This window comes from Roseateles noduli (assembly GCF_050626985.1).
Lineage (GTDB): Bacteria > Pseudomonadota > Gammaproteobacteria > Burkholderiales > Burkholderiaceae_C > Roseateles > Roseateles noduli_A.
Window position 1 is genome coordinate 3986862 of sequence record NZ_CP192463.1, and the last position, 25264, is coordinate 4012125.

Below are 25264 nucleotides of genomic sequence, written 5' to 3' on the forward strand. Positions count from 1 at the left end.
GTCAAGTCCCGGCACCGCCGCCGCGGGCGCGCTCCGCCTCGGCCAGGTCCAGGCGCGCTTCATGGGCGGCGCGATGCGCGACGCTGCAGAACTGGCCGCCGCGACCCGGCACCGCCTCGCCGGCGGGCAGGTGCGTGCCGCATTCGGCGCAGCTCACCATGGACTCGAGTTCGCGCGCGGACGGCGCGGGTGCCGGTGCGGACGGCGGGGGCGCCGCCGGGCCGCGCTCCTCGCGCGCGGCTGGCCGCCCGCGCTTGAAGCCGAGCATGAAGGCGACCACCGCCAGCAGGACGATCCAAAAGAGCAGCTTGATCACGATGAGGGCGTCGGAAGGATCGAGGAGAGGAACACGGGGGCGATCTGCGATCAGATCGGCGGACGTTGCAGCACGACTTCCAGCACGAAGCGCGAACCGGCATAGGACAGCAGCAGCAGCGCGGCGCCGAAGTACAGCCACCGCGTGGCGCGCCTGCCGCGCCAGCCGAAGACGCGACGTCCGGTGAGCAGCCCGGTCAGCACGATCCAGCCAAGCACGGCGAACAAGGTCTTGTGGTCCCAGCGCCATTGCGGCGTGAAGGCCACGCCCAGCAGCAAGGCGATCGACAGCACGACGACACCCGCCCCCACGAACTGGAAGGTCAGGCGTTCGAGCCGCAGCAGCGGCGTGCCGAAGGCAGGCGCGCCCTGCCCCTTCTGCGAACGCATCTGGCGCTCGGCGCGGTTGAGCATCACCGCATGCATCACCGCGACGCCGCACAGGCCGTAGGACGCCAGGCCCATCGCCCAGTGCAGCGGCGCCAGCGGCGAGCCCGCCTGCGGGCGGTACTCGCCGGGGAAGGCCCAGGCCACCATCATCACGACCAGCCCCAGCACGCTGAGCAGCCGTTGCGCCGACGGAAGCGGGAGGAAGCGGCTTTCGACCAGATAGACGCCGATCATCAGCCAGATCGTCATCGACAGCGACGGCGCGAATCCGAAGCGCGCGGCATGACCGCCGTTGACCGGCTCGGCCCCGATGCCGCCGATGTCCACGACCAGCGCGGCCAGGTGCAGCAGCCAGGCCAGGACCAGCACCGCGCGCCAGGTGCGAGGCCGCCGGTGGGCGAAGACGGCGGCGGCGGCATAGGCCAACGCCCCGGCGGCGCTGAGGGCGGCGAGGAGCAGGCCGCTGGGCTCGGCGGAGGCGGACGATAAAATCATCCGCAAAGTGTAATGAGGCGCGCCCGCTTGCGCGGCGCCGAAACGATGGCATCCACCCTGACCGATCGACTGAGCCGGCTCGTCAAGACCATGCGGGGCCAAGCCCGCATCACCGAGTCCAACGTGCAGGACATGCTGCGCGAGGTACGCATGGCGCTGCTGGAGGCCGACGTCGCGCTGCCCGTGGTGCGCGACTTCATCGCCCGCGTGAAGGAGAAGGCGCTGGGCCAGGAGGTGGTCGCCTCGCTGAATCCGGGCCAGGTGCTGGTCTCGGTGGTCCACAAGGAACTGGCCGCGACGATGGGCGAAGGCGTCGCCGACATCAACCTCGCCGCGCAGCCGCCCGCCATCATCCTGATGGCCGGCCTGCAGGGCGCCGGCAAGACGACGACGACCGCCAAGCTCGCCAAGCACCTGACCGAGAAGCGCAAGAAGAAGGTGCTGACGGTCTCCGCGGACGTGTACCGCCCCGCCGCGATCGAGCAGCTCAAGACGGTGACGAAGCAGGCGGGCGCCGAATGGTTCCCGTCGGCGCCGGACCAGAAGCCGCACGACATCGCGCTGGCGGCGCTCGATCATGCCAAGCGCCACTTCTTCGACGTGCTGCTGGTCGACACGGCCGGCCGCCTCGCGATCGACGAGGCGCTGATGGCCGAGATCCGCGACCTGCACGCGACGCTCAAGCCGGTGGAGACGCTGTTCGTCGTCGACGCGATGCAGGGTCAGGACGCGATCAACACCGCCAAGGCCTTCAAGGAAGCGCTGCCGCTGACCGGCATCGTGCTGACCAAGCTGGACGGTGACTCGCGCGGCGGCGCGGCGCTGTCGGTGAAGCAGATCACCGGCGCGCCGATCAAGTTCGCGGGCGTGTCCGAGAAGATCGACGGCCTCGAGGTCTTCGACGCCGACCGCCACGCGGGCCGCGTGCTCGGCATGGGCGACATCGTCGCGCTGGTCGAGGAAGTCCAGAAGGGCGTCGACGTCGAGGCGGCGCAGAAGCTGGCCGAGAAGCTCAAGTCCGGCGACGGCTTCGACCTGAACGACTTCCTCGCGCAGATCTCGCAGATGAAGAAGATGGGGGGGCTGTCCGGCTTGATGGACAAGCTGCCCACGCAGATGACCGCCAAGGCCGGCCAGCCCGACATGGACAAGGCCGAGCGCGACATGAAGCGCATGGAGGGCATCCTCAACGCCATGACCGCCAAGGAGCGCCGCCAGCCGTCGCTGCTGATGGACGGCAAGTCCAAGGCCAGCCGCAAGCGCCGCATCGCCGCGGGCGCCGGCGTCCACATCCAGGAAGTCAACCGCCTGCTCAATCAGTTCGACCAGATGCAGGGGATGATGAAGAAGATGAAGGGCGGCGGGCTGATGAAGATGATGAAGAAGATGGGCGGGCTCAAGAACCTCATGGGCGGCGGGGGCGGCGGGTTCCCGATGTGACCGTCAGTCACCAATGACAAGGGCTCCAACACGGAGCCCTTTTCTTTTGCTGCCTGCTTGGTTCGGCGCGCTGGCCGCCGAGTCATGGGGCCCCGGCGGCGAGCGCCGAAACCCCACGACTCACCGTCCCCAACCATCCCCGTCCTTCGACGGTTTCGCGACCGGGGACTTCGGTCGTTACTCCAGCAGCGCTTGCGCGAACTCGCGCGCGTCGAAGGTCTGCAGATCTTCGAGCTTCTCTCCGACGCCGATGAAGTAGACCGGGATCGGACGCTCGCGCGCGATGGCTGCGAGCACGCCGCCCTTGGCCGTGCCGTCGAGCTTGGTGACGATCAGCCCGGTGAGTCCGAGCGCGTCGTCAAAGGACTTCACCTGCATCAGCGCGTTCTGTCCGGTGTTGCCGTCGACGACCAGCAGCACTTCGTGAGGCGCCGTCTCCTGGGCCTTGGCAATCACGCGCTTGATCTTCTTGAGCTCCTCCATCAGGTGGAGCTGCGTCGGCAGCCGGCCGGCGGTGTCGGCGATGACGACGTCGCAGCCACGCGCCTTTCCGGCGACGACCGCGTCGAAGGTCACCGCGGACGGATCACCGCCCTCCTGGCTGACGATCTGCACGCGGTTGCGGTCCGCCCAGACGGCGAGCTGCTCGCGCGCCGCCGCGCGGAAGGTGTCCGCCGCGGCCAGCAGCACGTTGGCCTCGGCATCGGCCAGGTGGCGCGTGAGCTTGCCGATGCTGGTCGTCTTGCCGGCGCCGTTGACGCCGACCACCATCATCACCGTCGGCGAGTGCTCGCCGATCACGAGCTGACGCTGCAGCGGCTGCAGCAGCTCGGTCAGCGCGTCCACGAGCAACTGCCGCACGGCGGCCGGCTCGGTGGCCTTGGCGTCCTTCACTCGGCGCTTCAGGTCCTCGAGGAGGAACTCGGTCGCCTTCACGCCCGCGTCGGCCATCAGCAGCGCGGCCTCCAGCTCTTCATACAGCGCATCGTCGATCTGCGTGCCGGTGAAGACCTGGGAGATGCTGGACCCGGTCTTGCGCAGTCCCTGGCGGAGCTTGTCCATCCAGCTCTTGCGCGGCACCACCTCGACGACCGGCGCCGTCACAGGCGCCGGAGCGGGCGCAGGGGCCGGCGCTGCGGCGAGTGGGACCCTGGGTTGTGTCGACGCTGCGACAGGCGCCGGGGCAACGGGGGGCGGCGCCACGACCGGGGCTGAGACCGGAACGGGCGTTGGCGTTGGCGTCGGCGCTGGGGTCAGGGTTTGCGGCGCTGCGGGCGTAGGGGCCGGGACCGGCGACGGCACAACGGCCGGGGCTGGGGCCGGCGGAGGCGCCGTATCGACGACAGGCGCCGCGTCTGGAGCGGGAGCCGGTGTGGGTTCGGCGGAGCCGAAGCCCAGTTTTTTCTTGAGGAAGCTGAACATGGAGGGGGTCGAGTGGGACTCGCGCGCCGAACTGTCGATGCCGTGATCGGCGGGGCTTGCATTGTCTGCGAAAACTTTGCTATAGTCGCTGTCTTCGCAAGGCGCTTTAGCTCAGCCGGTTAGAGCGACGGAATCATAATCCGCAGGTCCGGGGTTCGAATCCCTGAAGCGCCACCAAATACGAAACCCCGCAGAACGCAAGTTCTGCGGGGTTTTCCGTTTGGGGTTGCCGTTTGGGGGTGGCCGGATCGGTGCCCCCAGCATCCATCAGCGAGAAGGGGCCATCGCGTCGCGACGGCCCCTTCATGGTCAGTCACTCAATGACTGATCAACGGCAGCTCAATTGCAGCTCAAGGTCGCGTAGTTCTTCCCCGCCCCCGCCACGGTGAGCAGCTTCTGCTTCACGCAGGCCGGCGCATGCACCGTGTACGCATACGGGATGCCGACCGGGAAGTTGGCCGTCGTCGTCCAATCGCTCGCGTCGCGCGACGGGCTCGAACCGCTGGCCACCCACTTGATCCCGTAGGTCGCGAAGTCGGCGGGGCTGCGCACGTTGTTGTTGCGCAGTTCCCAGTAGCCGATCGACGAGCTGTCCCGCGAGGTCACCGGGTTCTGCGCGTTCTCGAAGTAGTTGCCTTCGATCAGCGAGTAGCCCCCCATGCGGATGTTGGCGCCCGAGGTCAGCACGCCCGAGTACAGGTTGTTGTACAGGTGCGTGTAGCCCCCACGCTGCAGCGGCAGCCGCGAGCCGACGTTGCTGTACACGTTGTGGTGGAAGGTGATGTAGCGGTCGCTCGCGTCGCTGTCGCTCGATCCGATCAGGCCGACCTTGTGGTGGTCATGGATGTAGTTGTACGAGTAGGTGATGTGATGCGCACCCGCCTTGCTGTCGATGAGACCGTCGAACTCCAGGTCGCCGGCGCCGGAGCATTCGGCCGTCGAGCTGAACAGCGTGTTGTGGTCGATCCAGACGTAGCCCGGGAACTTGCCGCTCTGGCCCTCGATGCCGATGGCATCGATGGATCCGGGCAGCAGCCCGATCGTCATGTTGCGGATGATGATGTTGGTCGCCGCGGCCTTGATCGCAAGCCCGAAGTTGGCCGCCGAACCGTTGACGCCCTCGATCGTGACGTTGCTCTTGTTCTTGACCTCGACGACGGCGCCGGCCGCCTTCTTCCACTGCGCGCAGGGATCGGGGATCGTGCCGAAATCGAAGGTCCCCGCGTAGCGGATCACCAGGCCGCCGTTGCCGCTGTAGGCATCGATCGCGGCTTGCATCTGCGCGGCGGTCGTGACGGTGATCGGCGTTGCCGAGCCGCCGCCGGTGACCTGCCCCGCGTAGCCGCCGCTGTGACCCGCCGGGGCCGGTGCGGGAGAAGGCGACGGTGCGGGGGAAGGCGCAGGGGAAGGCGCCGGCGAGGGAGACGGTGCCGGAGACGGCGATGGCGCCGGCGACCCGGCCGGTCCCACCGCGCACTTCTCCGCCTTGCCCGAATTCGGATCCGCGCCGCCGAAGGTGGACGACGCGCAGGCCACGTTGCCGCTCAGCGTCTTGATGACCCACTTGTCCTTCACGCCGAAGGACACCTGACGCGCCGTGTCACCCACCTTGCAGGTGCCGCCTTCGTCCGCGCACTTGGAATAGCCGGACGGCCAATCGACCGCGTGCGCCGCGCCGATCGGCGCAACGGCGCCGACCATGACCGCCATCGCCATCAGGCCCTGCCGCGGGCCAGGCGCGCGCAGCGATCCCGCGGTCGGCGGCTTCGGCGCGACCAGCGCAGCGGACTCGTCAATTCGGATGCTCTTCATCGAATGTCTCCCAAAGTCGTTGGAGCGATCGGCAAGGGCATGGCTCCGCCCTCACCGGTCAGCGGTGAATCGAAAAATGTTCGGGAACCCAACGCCGTTTCCTCCGCCTCGCACGGCACGGACCTGCAGGATCCGCGTCGGGGACGGTGGCCGTCGGCACAGGCCACGTGTCGATGCGCCAGCGCGCAGGCGCGGCCACGTCGACAACGGGCGCAGACTAACGAGAACGCGAATTTTCGAAAAGCCGTTTTACATTTGCCGATCTGGCGTTACGGATCGCTATCAAACGCCGCACCGACCTGGTGAGTGTCATCGTTCGATTACACTTCGCGCATGTCTTATACGGTCATGCAGGTGAACGAGTTCTCCCAGTGGCTCCGGAGCCTGCGAAGACCCGACCACCCGGCTGCGTCTGACCAACCGCCTGCGCAAAGTCCAGTTCGGCAACCTGGGTGACGTGGCGCCTGTCGGCGGCGGCGTGATCCATGAAATGCGTGAGCACTTCGGGCCCGGCTGGCGCATGTACTACGTGCGTCGGAGCAGCACGGCGATCTGGATGCTGGGCGGCGGCGAGAAATCCTCGCAGCAGTCCGACATCCAGCGGGCCATGCTGGTGGCGACCAAACTCGAGGAGTGAGCCGTGAGCGAGAAGATCAAGATCTCAGACCTTCAGGAATTCGATGCCGCTGAATACCTCACCTCGGAAGAAGACATCGCGATCTATCTGACGGTGGTCCTGGAAGAGAACGACCCCGCGCTGCTGGCAGCGGCCCTCGGCGACATTGCGCGCGCCCGCGGGATGACGCAGATCGCCAAGGACTCCGGGATCACCCGCGAGGCGCTGTACAAGGCCCTGCGGCCCGGCGCCTCGCCCCGCTTCGATACGGTGAGCAAGGTCTGCGCGGCACTGGGCTTGCGCCTCGTGGCGATGCCCATGCATCCGGCCTGATCGCAATGGGCCTCGCGCGGAGCGCTCAGCGCTGCGCGTCCGCCTTCATCTCCACCGGCGCACTCCATCCGCCGCCGAGCGCCCTCACGAGCGCCACCGTCGCACGGCGTTGCCGCGTCGCGAGATCCACCGCGCTGCGCCGCGCCTGCAGGCCCGCCGTCTGCGAGGTGACCACCTCCAGGTAGGCCGCCGCACCGGCGCGATAACGGTTCGTCGCCAGCGCGAGCGAGCGCTCCGCTGCGTCGACCGACTTGTTCTCCGCCACCAGCGCCTCGCCGTAGCGATCCAGCAGCACCAACTGATCCTCGACCTGCTGGAACGCGGCGAGCACGGTGCCTCGATAGCGCTGCGCCGACTCGTCCAGCGCCGCGCTCGCGCGCGCTTCCTCGGCCTTGCGGCGGCCGCCGTCGAACAGGTTGTAGGCCAGCGTCGGACCGATGGCCCAGAACAGGTTCGGTGCTTCGAGGAAGCGGCCGAAGTCGCTGCTCTGGAATCCGCCCTGCGCGCTCAGCACGACGGACGGGAAGAACGCCGTCTTCGCCACCCCCAGCGTCGCGGTCGCCGCCACCACGCGCTGTTGCGCCGCCGCGATGTCGGGACGGCGCTCCAGCAAGGTCGAAGGCAGCCCCGGCGGCACCACCGGCATCGCCAGATCCAATGACGAGGCCGGCTCGATGCGGAAGCTCGACGCGTTGGCCCCGACCAGCGCGGCAATCGCGTGCTCCAGCACCGCGCGCTGTGCCTGAGACTGCCGGCGCTGCGAGCGCGCCGATTCGAGCTGGCCTTCGGCCCGCGCCTGATCCAGGCCCGACGCGATGCCGGCCTGGTGCCGGCGTGAGATCAGATCGAAGGCACGCGTGTAGGCCTCTTCCGCGTCGGCCAGCAGCGCGTTGTCGCGATCCAGGCCCCGCAGCTGCAGCAGCGAATCCGCGAGCTGCGCCTGCAGGGCGAGTCGCGCGGCGGCGAGGTCCGCGGCAGCCGCCCGCTCCGTCGCCAGGCCCGCGCGGACCTGTTCCGAGATGCGGCCCCACAGGTCGACTTCGTAGCTCAGATCCAGGCCCAGCGTCGCGCTGTTGTACCAATCCGGCGAGGTCGGCCCGAGCACCCGCAACGGGCGGCGCTCCGACTGCCGGTCGCGCTGGCCGTTGAGCGAGCTGTTCAGCGTCGGCGACTGCGCCGCACGCAGACTGTCCGTCGCCGCCTTCGCCTGCTGGTAGCGGGCGAGCGCGGAGGCAAGGTCAGGGCTGTTCTCGATCAGGCGCTGCTGCAGCGCGTCAAGCTCGGGGTCGCCATAGCCCTTCCACCAACCGTCGAACGCGATCGGCGCGGCGGCTGAGGCGCCAGCCTCGACCCAGGGACCACGGGCTTCCTTGAAAGCCGTCGCCATCGGCACCTCGGGCAAGGCCGTCTTCGGGGGCTGGGCGCAGCCCGCGATCAACGCGGCCATCAAGGTACCAGCGGCGAGCGAGACGCCACGAGCAACGTACACGGCCTGGCGGGTTGACCGGCGCTCCATCATGAACGCCCCTTCGCCGAAGCCGCAGCATCTGGCGCGGCCGCGGGCTGCGCGACACGCACCACGTCGCCATCGGCGATGCCGTCCGGCGGGTTCGCGATGACACGATCCGAGGCCGTCAGACCGCCGCCAAGTTCGATCCTCGTGCCCATGTCGCGCGTGATCGTGACCTTGCGAAGCTTCACGCGATTGCTCGCGTCGACGGTCGCGACCTGCACGCCGTCCTTGTTGATGATCACGGCGCCCGGCGGCAGCGAGACAGCGGCATTCGCCGGCGCGTCGGCCCCGGCCGAAGCCGCGCCGTCGAAGCGCACCGTCGCAAAACCGCCTGGCAACAACTCGTCCTTCTCGTTATCGACGGCCAGTTGCACCAGCATCGAGCCGCTGGCCGTGTTGATGGCCTGCGAGGTCGACTGCACCGTCGCGGCGAAGCGCTGGCCGGGCCGCTCGGGCACCGTCAGCACGGCCTTGCCGCCGGCCCGGACCTGCGCGACCTGGCGCTGCGGCACATTGACGTAGACGCGCAGCTTGCGCATGTCGGAAACGACGAACAGCTCGCTGCCCGGCGCACCGCCGATGTTGATCAGCGCGCCGACGTCGGTATTGCGCGCGGTGACGACGCCGTCGAACGGCGCCGTCAACTGCGTGAAGCGTTTCAGCGCCTCGATGCGATCGACGTTGGCCTGCAGCGCATTGACCTGCGACTGCTTGGCAGTCATATCGCCGGTGCGCTCGTCGACCTCCTGCCTGGACACGGAGTCCGACTCCAGGAGCCCCTGCCAGCGTTTGGCGGTGCTCGCCGCCAGCGCGGCGTTGCTGCGCGCGGTCGCCAGCTCGGCCTTGGCCTGCATCAGTTGCTGATCGAGGTCGGGCGTCTCGATTTCGGCGAGCTGCTGCCCGGCCTTGACCTTGCCACCGATGTCCACGTTCCAGCGCTTCAGGTAGCCGCTGACCCGCGCATAGATCGGCGCGCGCGACCAGGCCTCGATCCGCGCGGGCAGCTCCAAGCCGCCTTCGGTCAAGCGTTGCGGCGTGACCACCGCGACGCTCGGCTGACCGCGTTCGTCGGCCGTGGCCTGCAGTTGCTCGGCGTTGGACTTGCGGGCCCACAGGCCCGCCGCCACCACCGCGATCGCGATCACGACCGCGACGGTCGCGGCGAGCTTGAAGCGCGCGGGAGGACGGGAAGACACAACGGCGTTGTCGGCATCAGTTCGCATGGGAAGGATCTCCGGCCCCGGGCAGCGCAGTCGCGGCACCGGCAGTCAAGTCGTTCGATTCGGAAAGGTCGGAAGCAGGTCCGGTCTTGCGGTGGTGTCGGTGCACGATGCTGAACACGACCGGCACGAAGACCAGCGTCGCGAAGGTGGCGAAGACCAGCCCGCCGATCACGGCACGTCCCAGCGGCGCGTTCTGCTCGCCGCCCTCACCCAGGCCCAGCGCCATCGGCAGCATGCCGATGACCATCGCCAGCGCCGTCATCAGCACCGGCCGGAAACGCACGAAGCCGGCCTCCATCGCGGCGGCGGTCGCGTCGCCGAGTTCCTCGAGCCGCTCCCGCGCGAAGCTGATCACCAGCACGCTGTTGGCGGTGGCCACGCCCATGCACATGATCGCCCCGGTCAGCGCGGGCACCGACAGCGTCGTCCCCGTCGCGAAGAGCATCCACACGATGCCCGCCAACGCCGCCGGCAGCGCCGACACGATCACCGCCGGATCCAGCCAGGACTGGAAGTTCACGACGATCAGCAGGTAGATCAGCACCACCGCGCCGAGCAACCCGAACAGCAGCCCCGAGAACGCGCGGTCCATCGTGCGCACCTGGCCGAGCAGTTGCACGTTCGAGCCCTTGGGCACGTCGGCCTGCGTGTCGGCGAGCACCTTGCGGATGTCGCGCGCGACGGCGCCCAGGTCGCGGTCCTGCGTCGTCGCATGGATCTGCACCATCGTCGCAACGTCGTACTGGCTGATCAGCGCCGGGCTGTTGACGCGCTGGAAGCTTGCCAGGCCGCCCAGCGTCGACGTGCCCGCCTGGTTGCCGTTGCCGATCGGCAGGTTGCTCAGCGACGCCAGCGAATCGAGCTGGTGCTGCGGCGTCTGCATCACGATCGAATAGCTCACGCCGTTCTGCGGATTCAGCCAGAAGGTCGGCGCGACCTGGCTGCTGCCGGCAAGGTTCACGACCAGGCTGTTGGCCACGTCGCGCGTGGTCAATCCCAGCAACTGCGCCTGCGTGCGGTCGACGTCGACGTTGAAGGTCGGCGCCTTGTTGGACTGCTGGATGCGCGCATCGGCCACGCCGGGGATCGCCTTGATGCGCTTGAGCAGCTGCTGCGCGTAGGCGAAGTTGGACTCGACATCGCGTCCGCGCACTTGCACGTCGATCGGCGCGGGCGCGCCGAAATTCAGGATCTGGCTGACGATGTCGGCCGGCGGGAAGGAGAAGGTCGTGTCCGGGAACTCGCGCGGCAGGATCTGGCGCAGCTGCCTCACGTAGTCGGCCGTGGGCGCATGGCCTTCCTTCAACGCGATCTGGAAGTCACCGTCGGACGTGCCCAGCACGCCGGTGTTGTTGTAGGTCAGGTTGATCGACGACGGCGGCAGACCGATGTTGTCGACCATCGTCTCGATCTTCTCGGACGGGATCACGCGGCGGATCGCCTGCTCGATCTTCGCGAAGCGCGCGGCGGTCTCTTCGACGCGCGTGCCCACCGGCACCCGTGCGTGCATCAGGATCTGGCCCGAATCGACCTGCGGGAAGAAGTTGCTTCCGATGAAGGGCACCAGCGCGAAGGACAGCAGCACCACCGCCGCGAAGCCGATCAGGAAGGGCTTCTTGCTGCCCAGCGCGGTCTCGAGCATCCGGCGGTAGCCCTCGCGCACGCGCTCGAAGCGGGCTTCGAAATTGCGTTGGAAGCGCACCAGCGGATTGCGCGACGGCGCCTGCGCCAGATGCCCGTGGCCGTCGGTCAGCGGCGCGTGCGGTTGAAGCAGGTACTTCGCCATCGTCGGCACCAGCGTGCGCGACAGGATGAACGAGCACACCATCGCGAAGATCACCGCCTCGGCCATCGGCACGAACAGGAAGCGCGACACGCCTTCCAGGAAGAACATCGGGATGAACACGATGCAGATGCACAGCAGCGAGACGAAGGCCGGCGTCACGATCTGGCGCGCGCCGTCCATGATCGACTCCTCGACGCCCTTGCCATGCTCCAGGTGCCAGTTGATGTTCTCGATGGTCACCGTCGCGTCGTCGACCAGGATGCCCACCGCCAGCGCCAATCCGCCCAGCGTCATCAGGTTCAGCGTCTCGCCGATCGCCGCCAGGCCGATGATCGACCCGAGGATCGACAGCGGGATCGACACCGCGATGATCACCGTCGAACGCCAGCTGCCCAGGAACAGCAGGATCATCGCGCTGGTCAGCGCCGCGGCGATGGCGCCCTCGATCGCGACGCCCTTGATGGCGGCGCGCACGAAGACCGACTGGTCGTTGATCGGCTTGACCTCGAGCTCGTCGGGCAGCGAGGGCCGCAACTCACCGAGCTTGGCGCGCACGCCGTCGACGATCGCCAGCGTCGACGCCGCGCCGTTCTTCAGCACCGACATCAGCACCGAGCGCCCGCCGTCCACATGGACGATGTTGGTCTGCGGCGCATTGCCGTCGTGCACGTCGGCCACGTCGCGCAGATAGATGGTCGAGCCGTTGACCACCTTCACGGGCAGCCGGCCCAGTTCCTCGATCGCCGACGGCGCGCTGTTGAGCTGCAGCGTGTATTCGAGTTCGCCGATCTTCTGCGTGCCGATCGGCGTGAGCACGTTCTGTGTCGCCAGCGCGGTGGCCACGTCCTGCGCCGACAGCCCGCGCGCCTGCAGCGCGGCCGGGTTGACGTCGATCTGCACCTGGCGCTGCTTGCCGCCGTAGGGCAGCGGGATCGCCGCGCCCGGCACCGTCACCAGCGGCGTGCGGATCGTGTTGAAGCCGAGGTCGAAGAGCTGCTGCTCCGACAGCCCCTTGCCCGAGAGCGCCAGCTGCAGGATGGGCACCGTGGCGGCGTTGTAGTTCAGGATCAGCGGCGGCGTCGTGCCGGCCGGCATCTGCCGCACGGCGACCTGCGCGACCGCGGTGACCTGCGCGTTGGCCACCGCGATGTTCACGCCTGGCTGGAAGAAGATCTTCACCACCGAGACGCCGGGATAGGTGTTGGCCTCGATGTGCTCGATGTCGTTGACGGTGGTCGTCAGCGTGCGCTGGAACAGCGTCGAGATGCGCCCGGCCATCTGGTCCGGCGGCAGCCCGGTGTACTGCCAGGCCACCGCGATGACCGGCACCCGGATCTCCGGGAAGATGTCCGTTGGCGTGCGCAGGGCCGCCAGCGGGCCCAGGATCAGCAGCAGCAGCGCCAGCACGAAGAAGGTGTAAGGACGTCGCAGCGCGACGCGCACGGCGGCCATCAGCATGGACGGGTTCCCACGATCGGTGTCATCGTTGCTCTCTTCTTTGACCGTTTCCCGGTCATGCAGAGCGCGGATTTTGTGTGTCGACGCGCCGCCCTGTATTGCTGATCGGTAATGACCGTACGCGTACGGGGGATCGCACCCCGCCTTTGGGCGGCAAGCATCGGTGTGGTGCGAAACCTGTCGCAAAAGCGGGCGGAGACCGGATGGAAGTTCCTATCTCGTACCTAACGTACGCCATCTCGTGCCGCAACGCGCACGCCTTACAAATTCCCGGGAAAGTCCTGCCGTTTTTGCCGACAGATCGACCGTTGAAACACCCGGTTGCTCCTTAATATGCGGCCCCAGCGGACCCGCCCGGCCCCAGCCGGAGCAAGCCAGACCGTCCGCCAGAAAGACATCGGGCAGCATGAAGTCGATCGGGTCGTTGGGTCAGTCCAGACAAGCGGTACAGGCATGGATGGCGATGGCAGCGGCCGTCGCACTGTCGACGGGCACTCCGGGCGTCAACGCCGAGCCCGCACTCCAGACGCAGCTGTCGCAGCCTTCTGCGCGGATGGCGCCGGCCACCGTCGACTTCCACGGCGAGGCCGCGTCGCCCGAGGCTCGCGCCATGGCCCGGGTCGCCTTCGACCGCGCCGACGCCAAGGGCCTGCCCTTCGCCGTCGTCGACAAGAAGGAAGCCAAGCTCTTCGTCTTCAGCGCCGATGGCCATCTGATCGGTGCCTCAGCGGCGCTGCTGGGCCTGGCTCGCGGCGACACGGTCGCGCCCGGCGTGGGTCAGATGGTGAGCACCGGCATCCCGCCGGATCTGCGGACCACCCCTTCCGGTCGCTACGACAGCCAACCCGGTCCCAATCTGAAGGGCGAGACCGTCATCTGGGTCGATTACGACGCCGCGTTCGCCATCCACCGGCTGCGCCCGGGCCCGGCCTACGAGCGCCGGGCCGAGCGACTCGCCTCGCTGTCGCCGGACGACAACCGGATCTCGCTGGGTTGCGTGGTCGTGACGGGCGACTTCTTCGACCGCGTCGTCGCGCCGGTGCTCGGCCACGGAGCGGGCGTCGTCTACGTGCTGCCCGAACCGGCCTCCGCGGCCGTGGCACAGAACACGGCCAACGGGCGCCTTTGAGCCGCGCCTGGGCCGCCCTGGGCAGCCGCTGACCCGTCTTCGAGCGGCCGTCTGAATCGCTCCGGACCGCCCGACCACCATCGGAAACCGGCAGCCCGCCCCAGCCGGCGACGGGACCACGCCCGCTACACTTGCGCCCTTGCGCATTTCCGCAGCCACTGGATCTACACCATGTACCGCTGTGCCCCGCCCGCCCCGCCCCGCCGTCGCTCGATGATGGCAGCGGCCGCCAGCACCGCCCTGTTCTCGCTGGTCGCCACGTTCGGCGGCGTCGCCGCGATCGCGACGCCGACGCCCGCCCAGGCCCAGATCGCCCCGGGCCACCGCTATTTCCCGCAACGCGCGCTGCGCGGCGAGATCGTCTTCGGCGTCACGCCCGACGTGCTGCTCAACGGCAAGCCGGCGCGGCTCGCGCCCGGCGCCCGCATCCGCAACGCGGTCGATCTGGTGGCCACGCCGGGCTCGCTCTACGAGCAGAAGGCCACCGTGCTCTACACACGCGACATCAACGGCCTGCTCATGGAGATCTGGCTGCTGAGCGAGGTCGAGCTGGCCAACAAGTCCTGGCCGACCACGCCGGACCAGGCCTCGAAGCTGGTGTTCGACCAGGCCAGCCAGGTCTGGCGCAAGCCCTGATGTCGTGAGGCCTTGAAGCCATGAGCAAGAAAGTCTTCATCAAGACCTTCGGCTGCCAGATGAACGAGTACGACTCGGACAAGATGGCCGACGTCCTGCGCGCCGCCGAAGGTTACGAACCCACCACCGACGTCGAGCAGGCCGATCTGGTGCTGTTCAACACCTGCTCCGTCCGCGAGAAGGCGCAGGAGAAGGTGTTCTCCGACCTCGGCCGCATCAAGCACCTGAAGGCCAAGGGCGTGATGATCGGCGTCGGCGGTTGCGTCGCCAGCCAGGAAGGCGCGGCGATCATCGAACGCGCGCCCTACGTCGACGTCGTCTTCGGTCCGCAGACGCTGCACCGCCTGCCGCAGATGCTGGCCCAGCGCCAGCAGCAGCTGCGGCCGCAGGTGGACATCTCCTTCCCCGAGATCGAGAAGTTCGACCACCTGCCGCCCGCTAAGGTCGAGGGCGCGTCCGCCTTCGTGTCCATCATGGAAGGCTGCTCGAAGTACTGCTCCTACTGCGTCGTGCCCTACACCCGCGGCGAGGAGGTCAGCCGGCCCTTCGAGGACGTGCTCGAGGAAGTCGCCGGACTGGCCGACCAGGGCGTCAAGGAAGTGACGCTGCTGGGCCAGAACGTCAACGCCTATCGGGGAACGATGGGCGGCACCGACGAGATCGCCGATTTCGCGCTGCTGCTCGAATACGTCGCCGAGATCCCCGGCATCGAGCGCATCCGCTACACGACCAGCCACCCCAACGAGTTCAGCCAGCGCCTGATCGACGCCTACGGCACGATCCCCAAGCTGGTGAACCACGTGCACCTGCCGGTGCAGCATGGCTCGGACCGCATCCTGATGGCGATGAAGCGCGGCTACACCGCGCTGCAGTTCAAGAGCATCGTCCGCAAGCTGCGCGCGGTAAGACCGGACATCCGCATCGCGTCGGACTTCATCGTCGGTTTCCCTGGCGAGACCGACGAGGACCACGCCAAGACCATGCAGCTGGTGCGAGACGTCGGCTTCGATGCGTCGTTCAGCTTCATCTTCAGCCCGCGTCCCGGGACCCCGGCCGCCAACCTCGCGGACGACACGCCGCACGAGGTGAAGGTCCGACGCCTGCAGGAGCTGCAGGCCGAGATCGAGGCGACCGCCATCCGCTACAACCACAGCATGGTCGGCAAGACCGTGCCTGTGCTGGTGTCAGGTCATGCCCGCAAGGACGCCACCGAGTTGATGGGCCGCACCGAGTGCAACCGCATCGTCAACTTCAAGGGCCACGAGCGGCTGATGCACCAGATCATCCCGATGCACATCACCGAAGCCTTTGCGCATTCGCTGCGCGGCGAGGTGCCGGTGACCGAGGATCTGACGGGCTGAACGTTGGAGGGGCGGCGGCCCCTCACTCGAAAGCGGTAGCGCGTTCGCTCAGCGCTTGTAACTGACGCCCCACTGCGTGGCGGTGATGCCGATCAGCATCAGGCCGTAGCCGGCCATCGTGCCGTCGCGGCCGGTGAGCATCAACGCGGCGAAGAGGCCCAGCGTGCCGCCGAGTCCACCCCAGGACGCCAGCGTGCGCCAACGCATGCCGGAGACGGTCTCCCGCCAGATCAGCTTGAGCGCCGACGCCATCAGCGCCGCGACACCCCAGGCGGGCAGGAACAGGTTGCCGAAATGCCAGACGGCGTCGAGTGGATCCACAGGTCGGTTCGCTCCGCGCGAGGGGTAGATGTAACAGGGCGGCGGTCGAGCGACGTCATCTTGACGCATCCCGGGGCGATGAGCGCGCCGCCAACGCCCGTGCGAGACACGGGTCGGGCAGGAATTTTATAATCGCTGCATGTCCGTCTTTGCCCTGGGTCTGAACCACACGTCCGCGCCGCTCGATCTGCGTGGACGTTTCGCGTTCACGCTCGAGCAACTGGCCCCGACGCTGCTGCGTTTCCAGGACCAGATCGGCACACCCCACCGCCGCCGCACCGCCGCGGCTGAAGCGGCCATCCTCTCGACCTGCAACCGCACCGAACTCTATGTCGCCGGCGACGCCGACATGGTCCGCCCCGCCGTCGACTGGCTGGCTCAGGTCGGGGGGGTTGGCAGTTCGACGCTGATGGACCACTCGTACGTGGTCGAGGATGGCGCCGCCGCGCGGCACGCCTTCCGGGTCGCCAGCGGGCTGGACTCGATGGTGCTGGGCGAGCCGCAGATCCTCGGCCAGCTCAAGCAGGCCGTGCGTGAGGCGGATTCGGCCGGCACGCTCGGCACGACGCTGCACCAGCTGTTCCAGCGCAGCTTCTCGGTGGCCAAGGAAGTCCGGAGCTCCACGGAGATCGGCAGCCATTCGATCAGCATGGCCGCGGCCTCGGTGCGGCTGGCCTCGCAGCTGTTCGAGAACCTCACCGACATCAGGGTGCTCCTGGTCGGCGCGGGCGAGATGATTGAACTGGTCGGCACGCATTTCGCAGCCAAGGGACCGAAGGCGATCGCCATTGCCAACCGCACCCAGGAGCGCGGCGAGAAGCTCGCCCATCAGTTGAGCGGTGAGGCCTTCCGGCTGGCCGACCTGCCCGACCGCCTGCATGAATTCGACGCGGTGATCTCCTGCACCGCGTCCAGCCTGCCGCTGATCGGCCTGGGCGCCGTCGAGCGCGCCTTGAAGAAGCGCCGCCACAAGCCGATGTTCATGGTCGACCTGGCGGTCCCCCGCGACATCGAGCAGGAAGTGGCCAAGCTGGACGACGTCTACCTCTACACCGTGGACGACCTGTCCAAGCTGGTCCAGACCGCCGGCGAGAAGCGCCAGGCCGCGGTCCAGCAGGCCGAGGCCATCATCGAGACCGGCGTCCAGAGCTTCGTCCACTGGCTGGGCCAGCGCCACACGGTCCCGCTGATCCAGGCCCTGCACCAGCAGGCCGACAGCTGGCGGCAGGCCGAGATCCAGCGCGCACGCAAGCTGATCGCCAAGGGCGAGGACATCGACGATGTGCTGGACGCGCTGGCACGCGGCCTCACGCAGAAGATGCTGCACGGCGCGATGGCCGAGCTCAACGGCAGCGATGGCGAGCAGCGGCTGCAGATGGCGCAGACGGTGTCGCGCCTGTTCCTGCGCGGCAGCGCAAAAGCGTCGGGCGCCCGTCCGGACGCACTCGGCGACGAAGCGGATTCGTAGCGGCGCGTTCCTCGCGCACGGGCGGCCGGCTCCGGTCGCTCTTTTCGGGGCACGCCGTGCCTTTCCGCTCGCGGTCCACGGACCGCACCGTCGTCCCTCCGCTTTTCCCCTGCCCACGCCCATGAAAGACGCCCTGCGCCAGAAGTTCGACCGCCTCGGTTATCGGCTGGCGGAACTCGACAGCACGCTCGCCGACGGCAGCGTCGCCGCCGACATGAAGCGCTATCGCGCGTTGACGCGCGAGCAGTCGGAGGTGTCGTCGCTGGTCGAGCGCTACCGCCGCTATGTCCAGCGCGAGCAGGACCTTGCCGCCGCCCGCGAGCTGCTCGACAGCGGCGATGCCGACATGATCGAGATGGCGCGCGAGGAGATCGCCGGCGCCGAAGCGGATCTGGCGCAACTCGATCAGGAGCTGCAGCTCGCGCTGATCCCCAAGGATCCGGACGACGATCGGCCCGCGTTCCTCGAGATCCGCGCCGGCGCCGGCGGCGACGAATCGGCGCTCTTCGCTGGCGACCTGACCCGCATGTACACGCGCTTCGCCGAGGGCCGGGGCTGGCGCTGCGAGGTGCTGTCGGCGAGTGAATCGGATCTCGGCGGCTACAAGGAAATCGTGATGCGCCTGGACGGTGACGGCGTGTACGGGCAGATGAAGTTCGAGTCGGGCGGCCACCGCGTGCAGCGCGTGCCCGCCACCGAGTCGCAGGGCCGCATCCACACCAGCGCCTGCACGGTTGCGGTGATGCCGGAGCCCGACGAGGCCGAGGAGATCCAGCTCAACCCCGCCGAGCTGCGCATCGACACCTTCCGCGCGAGCGGCGCGGGCGGGCAGCACGTGAACAAGACCGACAGCGCGATCCGGATCACCCACTTGCCCACCGGCCTGGTCGCCGAGTGCCAGGACGACCGCAGCCAGCATCGCAACAAGGCCAAGGCGATGGCGGTACTCGCCGCGCGGCTGCGCGACAAGGACCGCAACGAGCGTGCCGCCAAGGAAGCCGCGCAGCGCAAGAGCCTGATCGGCAGCGGCGACCGCAGCGATCGCATCCGCACCTACAACTTCCCTCAAGGACGGTTGACCGACCATCGGATCAATCTGACGCTCTACAAGCTCGGCGCGATCATGGACGGCGATCTCGCCGACGTGCTGCTGGGCCTGCAACAGGCGCAAGCCGCGGAACAGCTGGCGGCGCTGGAAGGCGGCCAGGGATGAGCGCTTCCAACGATGCGATGACGGTTGCAGCAGCCGAACGCGCCGCGATCACTGCTGGCTTGCCCCGCGGCGAGGTGCAATACCTGCTGCAGGCGCTGCTGGGCGTCTCGCGCGCCTGGCTGATCGCACACGACACGGATCCGCTCGATGCTCCGCTGCGTGAGCGTTTCGAGGAATGGCTCGCCCGCCGCCTCGACGGCGTGCCGCTGGCCTACCTGAGCGGCGAGAAAGAATTCTTCGGCCTGACGCTGCGCGTCACGCCGGACACGCTGATCCCGCGGCCGGACACCGAGGTGCTCGTGGAATGGGCCCTCGAACGGATGGCCGACCTGCCCGCGCCAAGGGTCGTCGATTTGGGCACGGGCACCGGTGCGATCGCGCTGTCAATCAAGTCGCGACGCCCCGAAGCGGACGTCCGGATGGTCGACGCCAGCGCCGGGGCCCTCGCCGTCGCCCAGGACAACGCGCGCAGGCTGGGCCTGTCGGTCGACGCGCATCTCGGCAACTGGTACGAGCCGCTGGCGGGTCAATTGGCGTTCGACCTGATCATCAGTAACCCGCCGTACGTTGCCGGCGACGATCATCACCTCGACGCCCTGCGGCACGAGCCGCGCATGGCGCTGACGCCGGAAGGCGACGGGCTGGCCGATCTTCGGCAACTGATCGAGGAAGGCCCGGTCTGGCTGCGCGCCAACGGATGGCTGCTCCTCGAACACGGGTATGACCAGGCCGACGCGGTGGCCGATCTGCTGAGCGCACGCGGCTTCGTCGACGTGGAGAACCGCCGCGACCTGGGCGGCCAAGCCCGCGCCACCGGCGGCCGCTGGCCGGCGTAAGGAATGTGCCGCGCCTCACAGGAATGTGGCGCGCCTCACAGACTGTTTCCACACTGCGGGAAACCGCGCCGGGAATCCGCAACAGTGCCGGAAATCCCCCTCAACTCGATCTGGCGCGGTCACCGGGGCGGGCGTAGCATGGTCTGACTTGGCGCCCGTTTTGATCCATCTTGAAACGGGTTTGTCGTCAGTCTGGGAGACCTGTCATGAGCGCCGCCCCCTTGCTTCTGCGCGTTGCCGTGGTTCTGGCCGGCAGTGTCTGCATGGCTGGCGCCGCCTGGGCCCAACAGGGCCTGCAACTGAAACCGGATCGCAAGGCGTTCACCAACTGGCAGGGCCGGCTTCAGCTGAGCCAGAGCCAGGACGGCGACGGTCTCTCCTTCGACGCCCGCAACGGCAGCCGCCTGCTGAGCGCGAACCTGCTGGCCGACTATTACCTCACCGGATCCGGCCTGGGCGCCGGCACGCGCGGCGGCCTGCGGGCCACCGGCGGGCTGATGTTCGGCCCGATGTCGCTGCTGCAGAGCAGTTCCGGCCTGGCACTGGGCCAGAGCGCGGCGGTCTCGCCATCGCTGTCGGCCGGCCGTCGGAGCCTCAGTCTGCTCACCGGGCCGGAGCGCGAGCCCAACCTGTCGCTGTCCTACGTGGGCGTCGGCTACACCAGCTACTCGCTGCGCGGCGGCTGGGGTTTCAGCGCCGACGTGGGCGTGGTGGGCGGTGGCGCTTCCAGCCTGCGCCTGGGCAACAGCGCCCCGCAAGGCGAGTTGTCGCAGGACCTGCGCTACAAGCCGGTCGTCCAGTTCGGCGTCAGCTACAGCTTCTGATCCTCCCCTGCTGGCCGGACGCCGCGCGAGCGACTTGAGCCCTGCCCAGCGCGGGCTTGCGCGCTGCTTGATAATCCATGAATCGCGCGGCACCGCGCCGGCCCAGGCCTCTGTAGCCCGGAACGGGTCCTGCCGTGCAGCGCATACGCCTTCCCGCATCAGTTTTCAGAGGATCTCCGCCATGAGCGACGTTCAGCAACGCATCGATGACCTGGTCAAGAGCAACCGCGTCGTGCTCTTCATGAAGGGGACTGCGCAGTTCCCGATGTGCGGCTTCTCCGGGCGCGCGATCCAGATCCTCAAGGCCAGCGGGGCCAGCGAGTTGAAGACCTTCAACGTGCTCGAGGACGAAAGCGTCCGCCAGGGCATCAAGGACTACGCCAACTGGCCCACGATCCCGCAGCTCTACATCGACGGCGAGTTCGTCGGCGGCTCCGACATCATGATGGAGATGTACGAGAGCGGCGAGCTGCAGCAGCTGCTGGCCAAGGCCTGATGACGGCAGCAGCGGCGCCGCGGCCGCGCCTGACCGTCGGCATCACCGGCGCGACCGGCGCCGCCTACGGGCTGCAACTGCTGCGCCGGGCCCGGGCGATCGGCGCTGAGACCCACCTGATCCTGAGCCCCGCGGGCGTGCTCAACGCCCATCACGAACTGGGGCTCGCACGCGACGCGCTGGAGCGCGAGGCGGACTTCGCCTACGCGCCCGGCGACATCGGTGCCTGCGTCGCCAGCGGCAGCTTCCCGACCGCCGCGATGGTCATCGCGCCCTGTTCGATGCGCACGCTGGCCGCGGTCGCGCACGGGCTGTCGGACAACCTCATGACCCGCGCCGCCGACGTCACGCTCAAGGAGCGCCGGCGGTTGATCCTGATGGTCCGGGAGACGCCGTTCAACCTCGCCCACCTGCGCAACATGACCGCGGTGACCGAGATGGGTGGCATCATCTTTCCGCCGCTGCCGGCGCTGTACCTGAAGCCGAAGTCGATCGACGAGATGGTGGCGGAGACCGTCGAGCGCGTGCTCGAACTGGCGCAACTGCCCGGCGCGACGCCGCAGGCGTGGCTGGGCCTGCGGCCTCAGTCCTGATCTGACATCGGGACTGACCTGGCGTCAGGTCTGCCCAGGCATCAGCCAGGCCTTGCGGGCGCCCATCACCATGTTCGGGTACTCGGGCCGTCCACGGCTGCCGTTGTAGCGCCCCAGCGCGAGGAAGAGGTCCCCCTTCTCGCGGTCGAGGTAGTGCCGCAGGATCACACAGCCGAAGCGCAGGTTGGTCTGCATGTGGAACAGCCGCGAGACCTGTCCGTCGCCGATCGAGCGCGTCCAGAACGGCATCACCTGCATGTAGCCGCGCGCGCCCGCAACGCTGATCGCGTACTTGCGGAAGCCGCTCTCCACCTGCACCAGTCCCAGCACCAGCGCCGTCTCGAGGCCCGCGCGGGCGCTCTCGTACCAGATGGTCTCGAGGAACTCGATCCGCGTCTGCGTCTCGCTCTTCTTGCGCTTCATGCGCTCGCTCATTTCGCCGAGCCAGCGCAGGTAAGCCAGGCGCGGCTCGATCGAATCGAAATGCGGCTTGGGCGGCGCGTCCGAGGCGATCGCCGCCGACAGCGCGGAGCGGACCGCGTCGGCGAGCGGCTCCTCCACCTGCGCGCCGGCGAGCGCCTGGCGCGGCAGGCAGACGGCCGCGCCGGCGAGCAGCAGCGCGCGGCGCGAAGTCGGGGCGATCTTCTTGAAGCCAGGATCAGTCACGGGAACAGCGGGATCGGTATCGATCGGAATGCGGAAGGAAGAGGCGCGGCAGCATAACGGCGCGAGCCGCCGCCGTCAGCGGGACAGCCAGCGCTCCAGCGGCAAAGGTCGCGGACCGCGCGCCCGTGCGAGCAGCAGACCCCCGGTCCAGTACGCGAGCGCCAGACCGGCCGCCACCGCCGTACCCGGCTGCCACGCCAAGCCAGCACCGCTGAACAGCGCAAAGCTCAGGACCGAACTGGAGAGATACAGCGTGAGCGTGTGCCGCCCCAGCGGCGCGAGCGCGTTCAGTAGTCGTGGGTTGCCGCGCATCTGCAACACCAGCGTGGGCACGGCGGCGCTCAGCAGCAGCATCGTCGGATAGAGATAGAAGATCGCGTAGCGGCTGCTGACATAGGTGTCGCCATCTCGCAGCCCGGGCCAGAGCAGCGTGGCGAACGCGATGTTCGTCGCCACCGCCGGCCATAGCCAGCGGCGCGACCAACGCCGTAGCGCAGGCTCCCAGCGCGGGTGGGACAACAGCCGCAAGCGTGCCGCCATCAATCCCGCGGTCATCAAGAGCAGCGGCGTCGGCAGACCCAGGGTGGCGAAGGCGATTGTCGACGCGAGGAAGTGTCCCGCGTTGCGCAGCGTCCAGTCGCCCCAGGACGCCGGCGCCGACAGCGGCATCGAGGGCTCGCCTGCCAGCGGCATGCTGGCCATCAGGACGGTCAGCGCGATCACCGCGAGTTCCAGCGCGATCAACACGCGCAGTCGAACCTTCAGCATCGCCATCGAATGCCCGGCCCAGATCGCCAGCACCGCGCCGGCGACGGCGTAGAGCGTCAGGATGTCGCCCATGTAGAGCAAGGTCCCGTGCAGCAGGCCGAGCGTCAGCATCTTGACCAGCCGACGCCGTCGCTTGCCCAAGGCCTCATCGCCCCGCGACTGGGACAGCCCCTGGCTGTAGCCGAACAGGAAGGCGAGCAGCGCGATGCCCTTCCCCGCGATGAGCGCATGCAGGAACCAGGAGATCAGCTGGGCCACGACCCCATCGGCAGGCGATGGCGGGCTCAGCGGTCCGGCATCCGGCAGGGCCGGGTAACCGACCCAGTTGACGGCGATCACCGGGAAAAGTGCGAGCGCGCGCAGCGCGTCCACCGCCGCGACGCGCTGCGGCGGACGGGCCGGATTCACGCCAGGCGTTGCTTCAGATGAGCGACGACCTCGGCCAGCGCCAGCTTGGTCGCGGCGGCATCGCGGCGGCCCTGGTACTCGACCTGGCCTTCCTTGAGGCCGCGGTCGGAGATCACCACGCGGTGCGGCACGCCGACCAGCTCCCAGTCCGCGAACATCGCGCCGGGGCGCTCGCCGCGGTCGTCCAGCAGCACGTCGATGCCAAGATCCAGCAGCTCTTCGTGCAGCTTGGTCGCGGCGGCCTTCACCTCCTCGCTGCGATCCATGCCGATCGGGCAGACCACCACGGTGAAGGGCGCGATCGCGTCGGGCCAGACGATGCCGCGCTCGTCATGGTTCTGCTCGATCGCCGCGCCCAGGATCCGGGTCACGCCGATGCCGTAGCAACCCATCTCCATCAGCTGCGGCTTGCCGTTCTCGTCGAGGTAGCTCGCGTTCATCGCGGCCGAATACTTCGTGCCGAGATAGAAGACGTGGCCGACCTCGATGCCGCGCTGGATCGCCAGCACGCCCTTGCCGTCCGGCGAGGGATCGCCTTCGACGACGTTGCGGATGTCGGCCACCAGGTCGGGCTCGGGCAGGTCACGGCCCCAGTTCGCACCGGTGAAGTGGAAGTCGGCCTCGTTGGCGCCGCAGACGAAGTCCGCCATGTTGGCGACGGTCCGGTCGGCGATGATCTTCAGCGGCTGCTTCAGGCCGATCGGGCCCAGGTAGCCGGGCTTGCAGCCGAAGTGGGCGTCGATCTCCGCGGCGGTCGCGAAGCGGAAGCCGCCTTTCAGGCCCTCGAGCTTGCCGACCTTCACCTCGTTCAGGTCGTGATCGCCGCGAACCAGCAGCAGCCAGACCTGCGACTTGACGATCGTGCCGTGCTCGTCGACCTCGTCGGTCGCCAGCACCAGCGACTTCACCGTCTGCGTCAGCGGCAGCTTCAGCAGCTCGGCGACATCGGCGCAGGTGGCCTTGCCGGGCGTCGGCGTCTTCGCCAGCGGTTGCGTCGCGGCGCCGCGCGTGGCGATCAGCGAGAGCGCTTCAGCCAGCTCGATGTTGGCCGCGTAGTCGCTGGTCGGGCAATAGATGATCGCGTCTTCGCCGGTCTCGGCGATGACCTGGAACTCATGCGAGCGATCGCCACCGATCGCGCCGGTGTCCGCCGCCACCGCGCGGTACTGCAGCCCCAGGCGGTCGAAGATCCTGCCGTAGGCCGTGTACATGGCGTCGTAGCTGCGACCGGCCGCGTCCTTGTCACGGTCGAACGAGTACGCATCCTTCATCGTGAACTCGCGACCGCGCATGATCCCGAAGCGGGGGCGGCGCTCGTCGCGGAACTTGGTCTGGATGTGATAGAAATTCTTCGGCAGCTGCTTGTAGCTGCGGAGCTCCTGGCGCGCGATGTCGGTGATGACCTCCTCCGAGGTCGGCTGGATGATGAAGTCACGCCCGTGGCGATCCTTCACGCGCAGCAGCTCCGGGCCCATCTTGTCGAAGCGGCCCGTCTCCTGCCACAGCTCGGCCGGCTGCACGACCGGCATCAGCAGTTCGACCGCGCCGGCGCGGTTCATCTCGCCGCGGATGATGTTCTCGACCTTGCGGATCACCCGCAGGCCCATCGGCATGTAGTTGTAGATGCCCGCGCCCAGGCGCTTGATCATGCCGGCCCGCATCATCAGTTTGTGGCTGACGATTTCCGCATCGGCGGGCGCTTCCTTGAGCGTGGAGATGAAGAACTGGGAGGCTTTCATGGG

Annotated in this window: 23 protein-coding genes and 1 tRNA gene; 13 read left to right on the plus strand and 11 right to left on the minus strand. The window is 68.3% G+C overall.

What is annotated here, in order from left to right; all coding sequences use genetic code 11:
• Position 1: 1 nt before the first annotated feature.
• Both ACQ4L4_RS17425 and ACQ4L4_RS17430 read right to left on the minus strand, forming a co-directional pair.
• Positions 2-316: a PP0621 family protein gene (locus ACQ4L4_RS17425; protein ID WP_431100179.1), complete on the minus strand. Its 315-nt coding sequence runs from the start codon at positions 314-316 to the stop codon at positions 2-4.
• Between the two features lie 50 nt (positions 317-366).
• On the minus strand, positions 367-1200 hold the full coding sequence (locus ACQ4L4_RS17430) for a cytochrome C assembly family protein (RefSeq protein ID WP_431100180.1): 834 nt from the start codon (positions 1198-1200) through the stop codon (positions 367-369).
• A gap of 45 nt (positions 1201-1245) precedes the next feature.
• Here ACQ4L4_RS17430 and ffh point away from each other — a divergent pair, with 45 nt between their 5' ends.
• The gene (gene ffh, locus ACQ4L4_RS17435; protein WP_377160192.1) at positions 1246-2640 is read left to right on the plus strand and encodes a signal recognition particle protein; all 1395 of its coding nucleotides are present in this window, start codon (positions 1246-1248) and stop codon (positions 2638-2640) included.
• Positions 2641-2817: 177 nt separating this feature from the next.
• Here the strand turns inward: ffh and ftsY are convergent, their stop codons facing one another.
• Positions 2818-4062, minus strand: coding sequence for a signal recognition particle-docking protein FtsY (gene ftsY / locus ACQ4L4_RS17440; protein ID WP_431100182.1), 1245 nt, complete (start codon positions 4060-4062; stop codon positions 2818-2820).
• Positions 4063-4162: 100 nt separating this feature from the next.
• Between ftsY and ACQ4L4_RS17445 the strand changes: the two genes are divergently transcribed.
• Positions 4163-4239 (plus strand) — tRNA-Met (locus ACQ4L4_RS17445).
• 162 nt (positions 4240-4401) lie between these two features.
• Here the strand turns inward: ACQ4L4_RS17445 and ACQ4L4_RS17450 are convergent.
• Positions 4402-5874 carry a pectate lyase family protein gene (locus tag ACQ4L4_RS17450; protein WP_431100183.1) on the minus strand — a complete coding sequence of 491 codons (1473 nt, stop codon included), beginning with the start codon at positions 5872-5874 and terminating at the stop codon, positions 4402-4404.
• Between the two features lie 448 nt (positions 5875-6322).
• Between ACQ4L4_RS17450 and ACQ4L4_RS17455 the strand changes: the two genes are divergently transcribed.
• Together ACQ4L4_RS17455 and ACQ4L4_RS17460 are read left to right on the plus strand one after the other, a co-directional pair.
• Positions 6323-6511, plus strand: coding sequence for a type II toxin-antitoxin system RelE/ParE family toxin (locus ACQ4L4_RS17455; protein WP_431104963.1), 189 nt, complete (start codon positions 6323-6325; stop codon positions 6509-6511).
• 3 nt (positions 6512-6514) lie between these two features.
• Complete coding sequence (locus ACQ4L4_RS17460) at positions 6515-6823, plus strand: addiction module antidote protein (protein ID WP_431100185.1); 309 nt, start codon at positions 6515-6517, stop codon at positions 6821-6823.
• A gap of 25 nt (positions 6824-6848) precedes the next feature.
• Here ACQ4L4_RS17460 and ACQ4L4_RS17465 read toward each other — a convergent pair whose 3' ends face one another.
• From ACQ4L4_RS17465 to ACQ4L4_RS17475, 3 genes are read right to left on the minus strand one after another with little or no spacing between them, the layout of a single operon-like run.
• Positions 6849-8312 carry an efflux transporter outer membrane subunit gene (locus tag ACQ4L4_RS17465; RefSeq protein ID WP_431100186.1) on the minus strand — a complete coding sequence of 488 codons (1464 nt, stop codon included), beginning with the start codon at positions 8310-8312 and terminating at the stop codon, positions 6849-6851.
• A gap of 26 nt (positions 8313-8338) precedes the next feature.
• Complete coding sequence (locus tag ACQ4L4_RS17470) at positions 8339-9598, minus strand: efflux RND transporter periplasmic adaptor subunit (RefSeq protein WP_431100187.1); 1260 nt, start codon at positions 9596-9598, stop codon at positions 8339-8341.
• Positions 9549-12800 (minus strand): efflux RND transporter permease subunit, encoded by a 3252-nt coding sequence (locus ACQ4L4_RS17475; RefSeq protein WP_431104964.1) that lies wholly within the window; start codon positions 12798-12800, stop codon positions 9549-9551. Before ACQ4L4_RS17475 ends, ACQ4L4_RS17470 begins: the two co-directional genes overlap by 50 nt.
• 466 nt (positions 12801-13266) lie before the next feature.
• Here ACQ4L4_RS17475 and ACQ4L4_RS17480 point away from each other — a divergent pair, with 466 nt between their 5' ends.
• The 3 genes from ACQ4L4_RS17480 to miaB all read left to right on the plus strand — a co-directional run bounded on the left by ACQ4L4_RS17480 (position 13267) and on the right by miaB (position 15929).
• Complete coding sequence (locus ACQ4L4_RS17480) at positions 13267-13932, plus strand: hypothetical protein (RefSeq protein ID WP_431100188.1); 666 nt, start codon at positions 13267-13269, stop codon at positions 13930-13932.
• 171 nt (positions 13933-14103) lie between these two features.
• Entirely contained in the window at positions 14104-14568 is a 465-nt protein-coding gene (locus tag ACQ4L4_RS17485; RefSeq protein WP_431100189.1) for a hypothetical protein, read from the plus strand.
• Positions 14569-14588: 20 nt separating this feature from the next.
• Entirely contained in the window at positions 14589-15929 is a 1341-nt protein-coding gene (gene miaB, locus ACQ4L4_RS17490) for a tRNA (N6-isopentenyl adenosine(37)-C2)-methylthiotransferase MiaB (protein ID WP_431100191.1), read from the plus strand.
• A 48-nt stretch (positions 15930-15977) separates the two neighbouring features.
• On the opposite strand, the gene ACQ4L4_RS17495 is transcribed toward miaB, so the two are convergent.
• On the minus strand, positions 15978-16250 hold the full coding sequence (locus ACQ4L4_RS17495; RefSeq protein WP_431100192.1) for a hypothetical protein: 273 nt from the start codon (positions 16248-16250) through the stop codon (positions 15978-15980).
• Positions 16251-16389: 139 nt separating this feature from the next.
• Here ACQ4L4_RS17495 and hemA point away from each other — a divergent pair, with 139 nt between their 5' ends.
• The 6 genes from hemA to ACQ4L4_RS17525 all read left to right on the plus strand — a co-directional run bounded on the left by hemA (position 16390) and on the right by ACQ4L4_RS17525 (position 21680).
• The gene (gene hemA, locus ACQ4L4_RS17500; RefSeq protein ID WP_431100193.1) at positions 16390-17718 is read left to right on the plus strand and encodes a glutamyl-tRNA reductase; all 1329 of its coding nucleotides are present in this window, start codon (positions 16390-16392) and stop codon (positions 17716-17718) included.
• Positions 17719-17839: 121 nt separating this feature from the next.
• On the plus strand, positions 17840-18931 hold the full coding sequence (gene prfA, locus ACQ4L4_RS17505) for a peptide chain release factor 1 (protein WP_431100194.1): 1092 nt from the start codon (positions 17840-17842) through the stop codon (positions 18929-18931).
• Positions 18928-19767 (plus strand): peptide chain release factor N(5)-glutamine methyltransferase, encoded by an 840-nt coding sequence (prmC, locus tag ACQ4L4_RS17510; RefSeq protein ID WP_431100195.1) that lies wholly within the window; start codon positions 18928-18930, stop codon positions 19765-19767. The genes prfA and prmC overlap by 4 nt, the downstream gene beginning before the upstream one ends.
• A 206-nt stretch (positions 19768-19973) precedes the next feature.
• Positions 19974-20591 (plus strand): hypothetical protein, encoded by a 618-nt coding sequence (locus tag ACQ4L4_RS17515; protein ID WP_431100196.1) that lies wholly within the window; start codon positions 19974-19976, stop codon positions 20589-20591.
• A 181-nt stretch (positions 20592-20772) separates the two neighbouring features.
• A complete protein-coding gene (gene grxD, locus ACQ4L4_RS17520; protein ID WP_431100197.1) occupies positions 20773-21087 on the plus strand; it encodes a Grx4 family monothiol glutaredoxin in 315 nt (104 codons plus the stop codon).
• Positions 21087-21680, plus strand: coding sequence for a UbiX family flavin prenyltransferase (locus ACQ4L4_RS17525; RefSeq protein WP_431100198.1), 594 nt, complete (start codon positions 21087-21089; stop codon positions 21678-21680). The genes grxD and ACQ4L4_RS17525 overlap by 1 nt, the downstream gene beginning before the upstream one ends.
• A 24-nt stretch (positions 21681-21704) precedes the next feature.
• Here ACQ4L4_RS17525 and ACQ4L4_RS17530 read toward each other — a convergent pair whose 3' ends face one another.
• The 3 genes from ACQ4L4_RS17530 to ACQ4L4_RS17540 all read right to left on the minus strand — a co-directional run bounded on the left by ACQ4L4_RS17530 (position 21705) and on the right by ACQ4L4_RS17540 (position 25261).
• Positions 21705-22346: a lytic transglycosylase domain-containing protein gene (locus ACQ4L4_RS17530; RefSeq protein ID WP_431100199.1), complete on the minus strand. Its 642-nt coding sequence runs from the start codon at positions 22344-22346 to the stop codon at positions 21705-21707.
• Positions 22347-22421: 75 nt separating this feature from the next.
• Entirely contained in the window at positions 22422-23522 is a 1101-nt protein-coding gene (locus ACQ4L4_RS17535) for a DUF418 domain-containing protein (protein WP_431100200.1), read from the minus strand.
• Positions 23519-25261 carry a proline--tRNA ligase gene (locus tag ACQ4L4_RS17540; RefSeq protein WP_431100201.1) on the minus strand — a complete coding sequence of 581 codons (1743 nt, stop codon included), beginning with the start codon at positions 25259-25261 and terminating at the stop codon, positions 23519-23521. Before ACQ4L4_RS17540 ends, ACQ4L4_RS17535 begins: the two co-directional genes overlap by 4 nt.
• Positions 25262-25264: the final 3 nt, after the last annotated feature.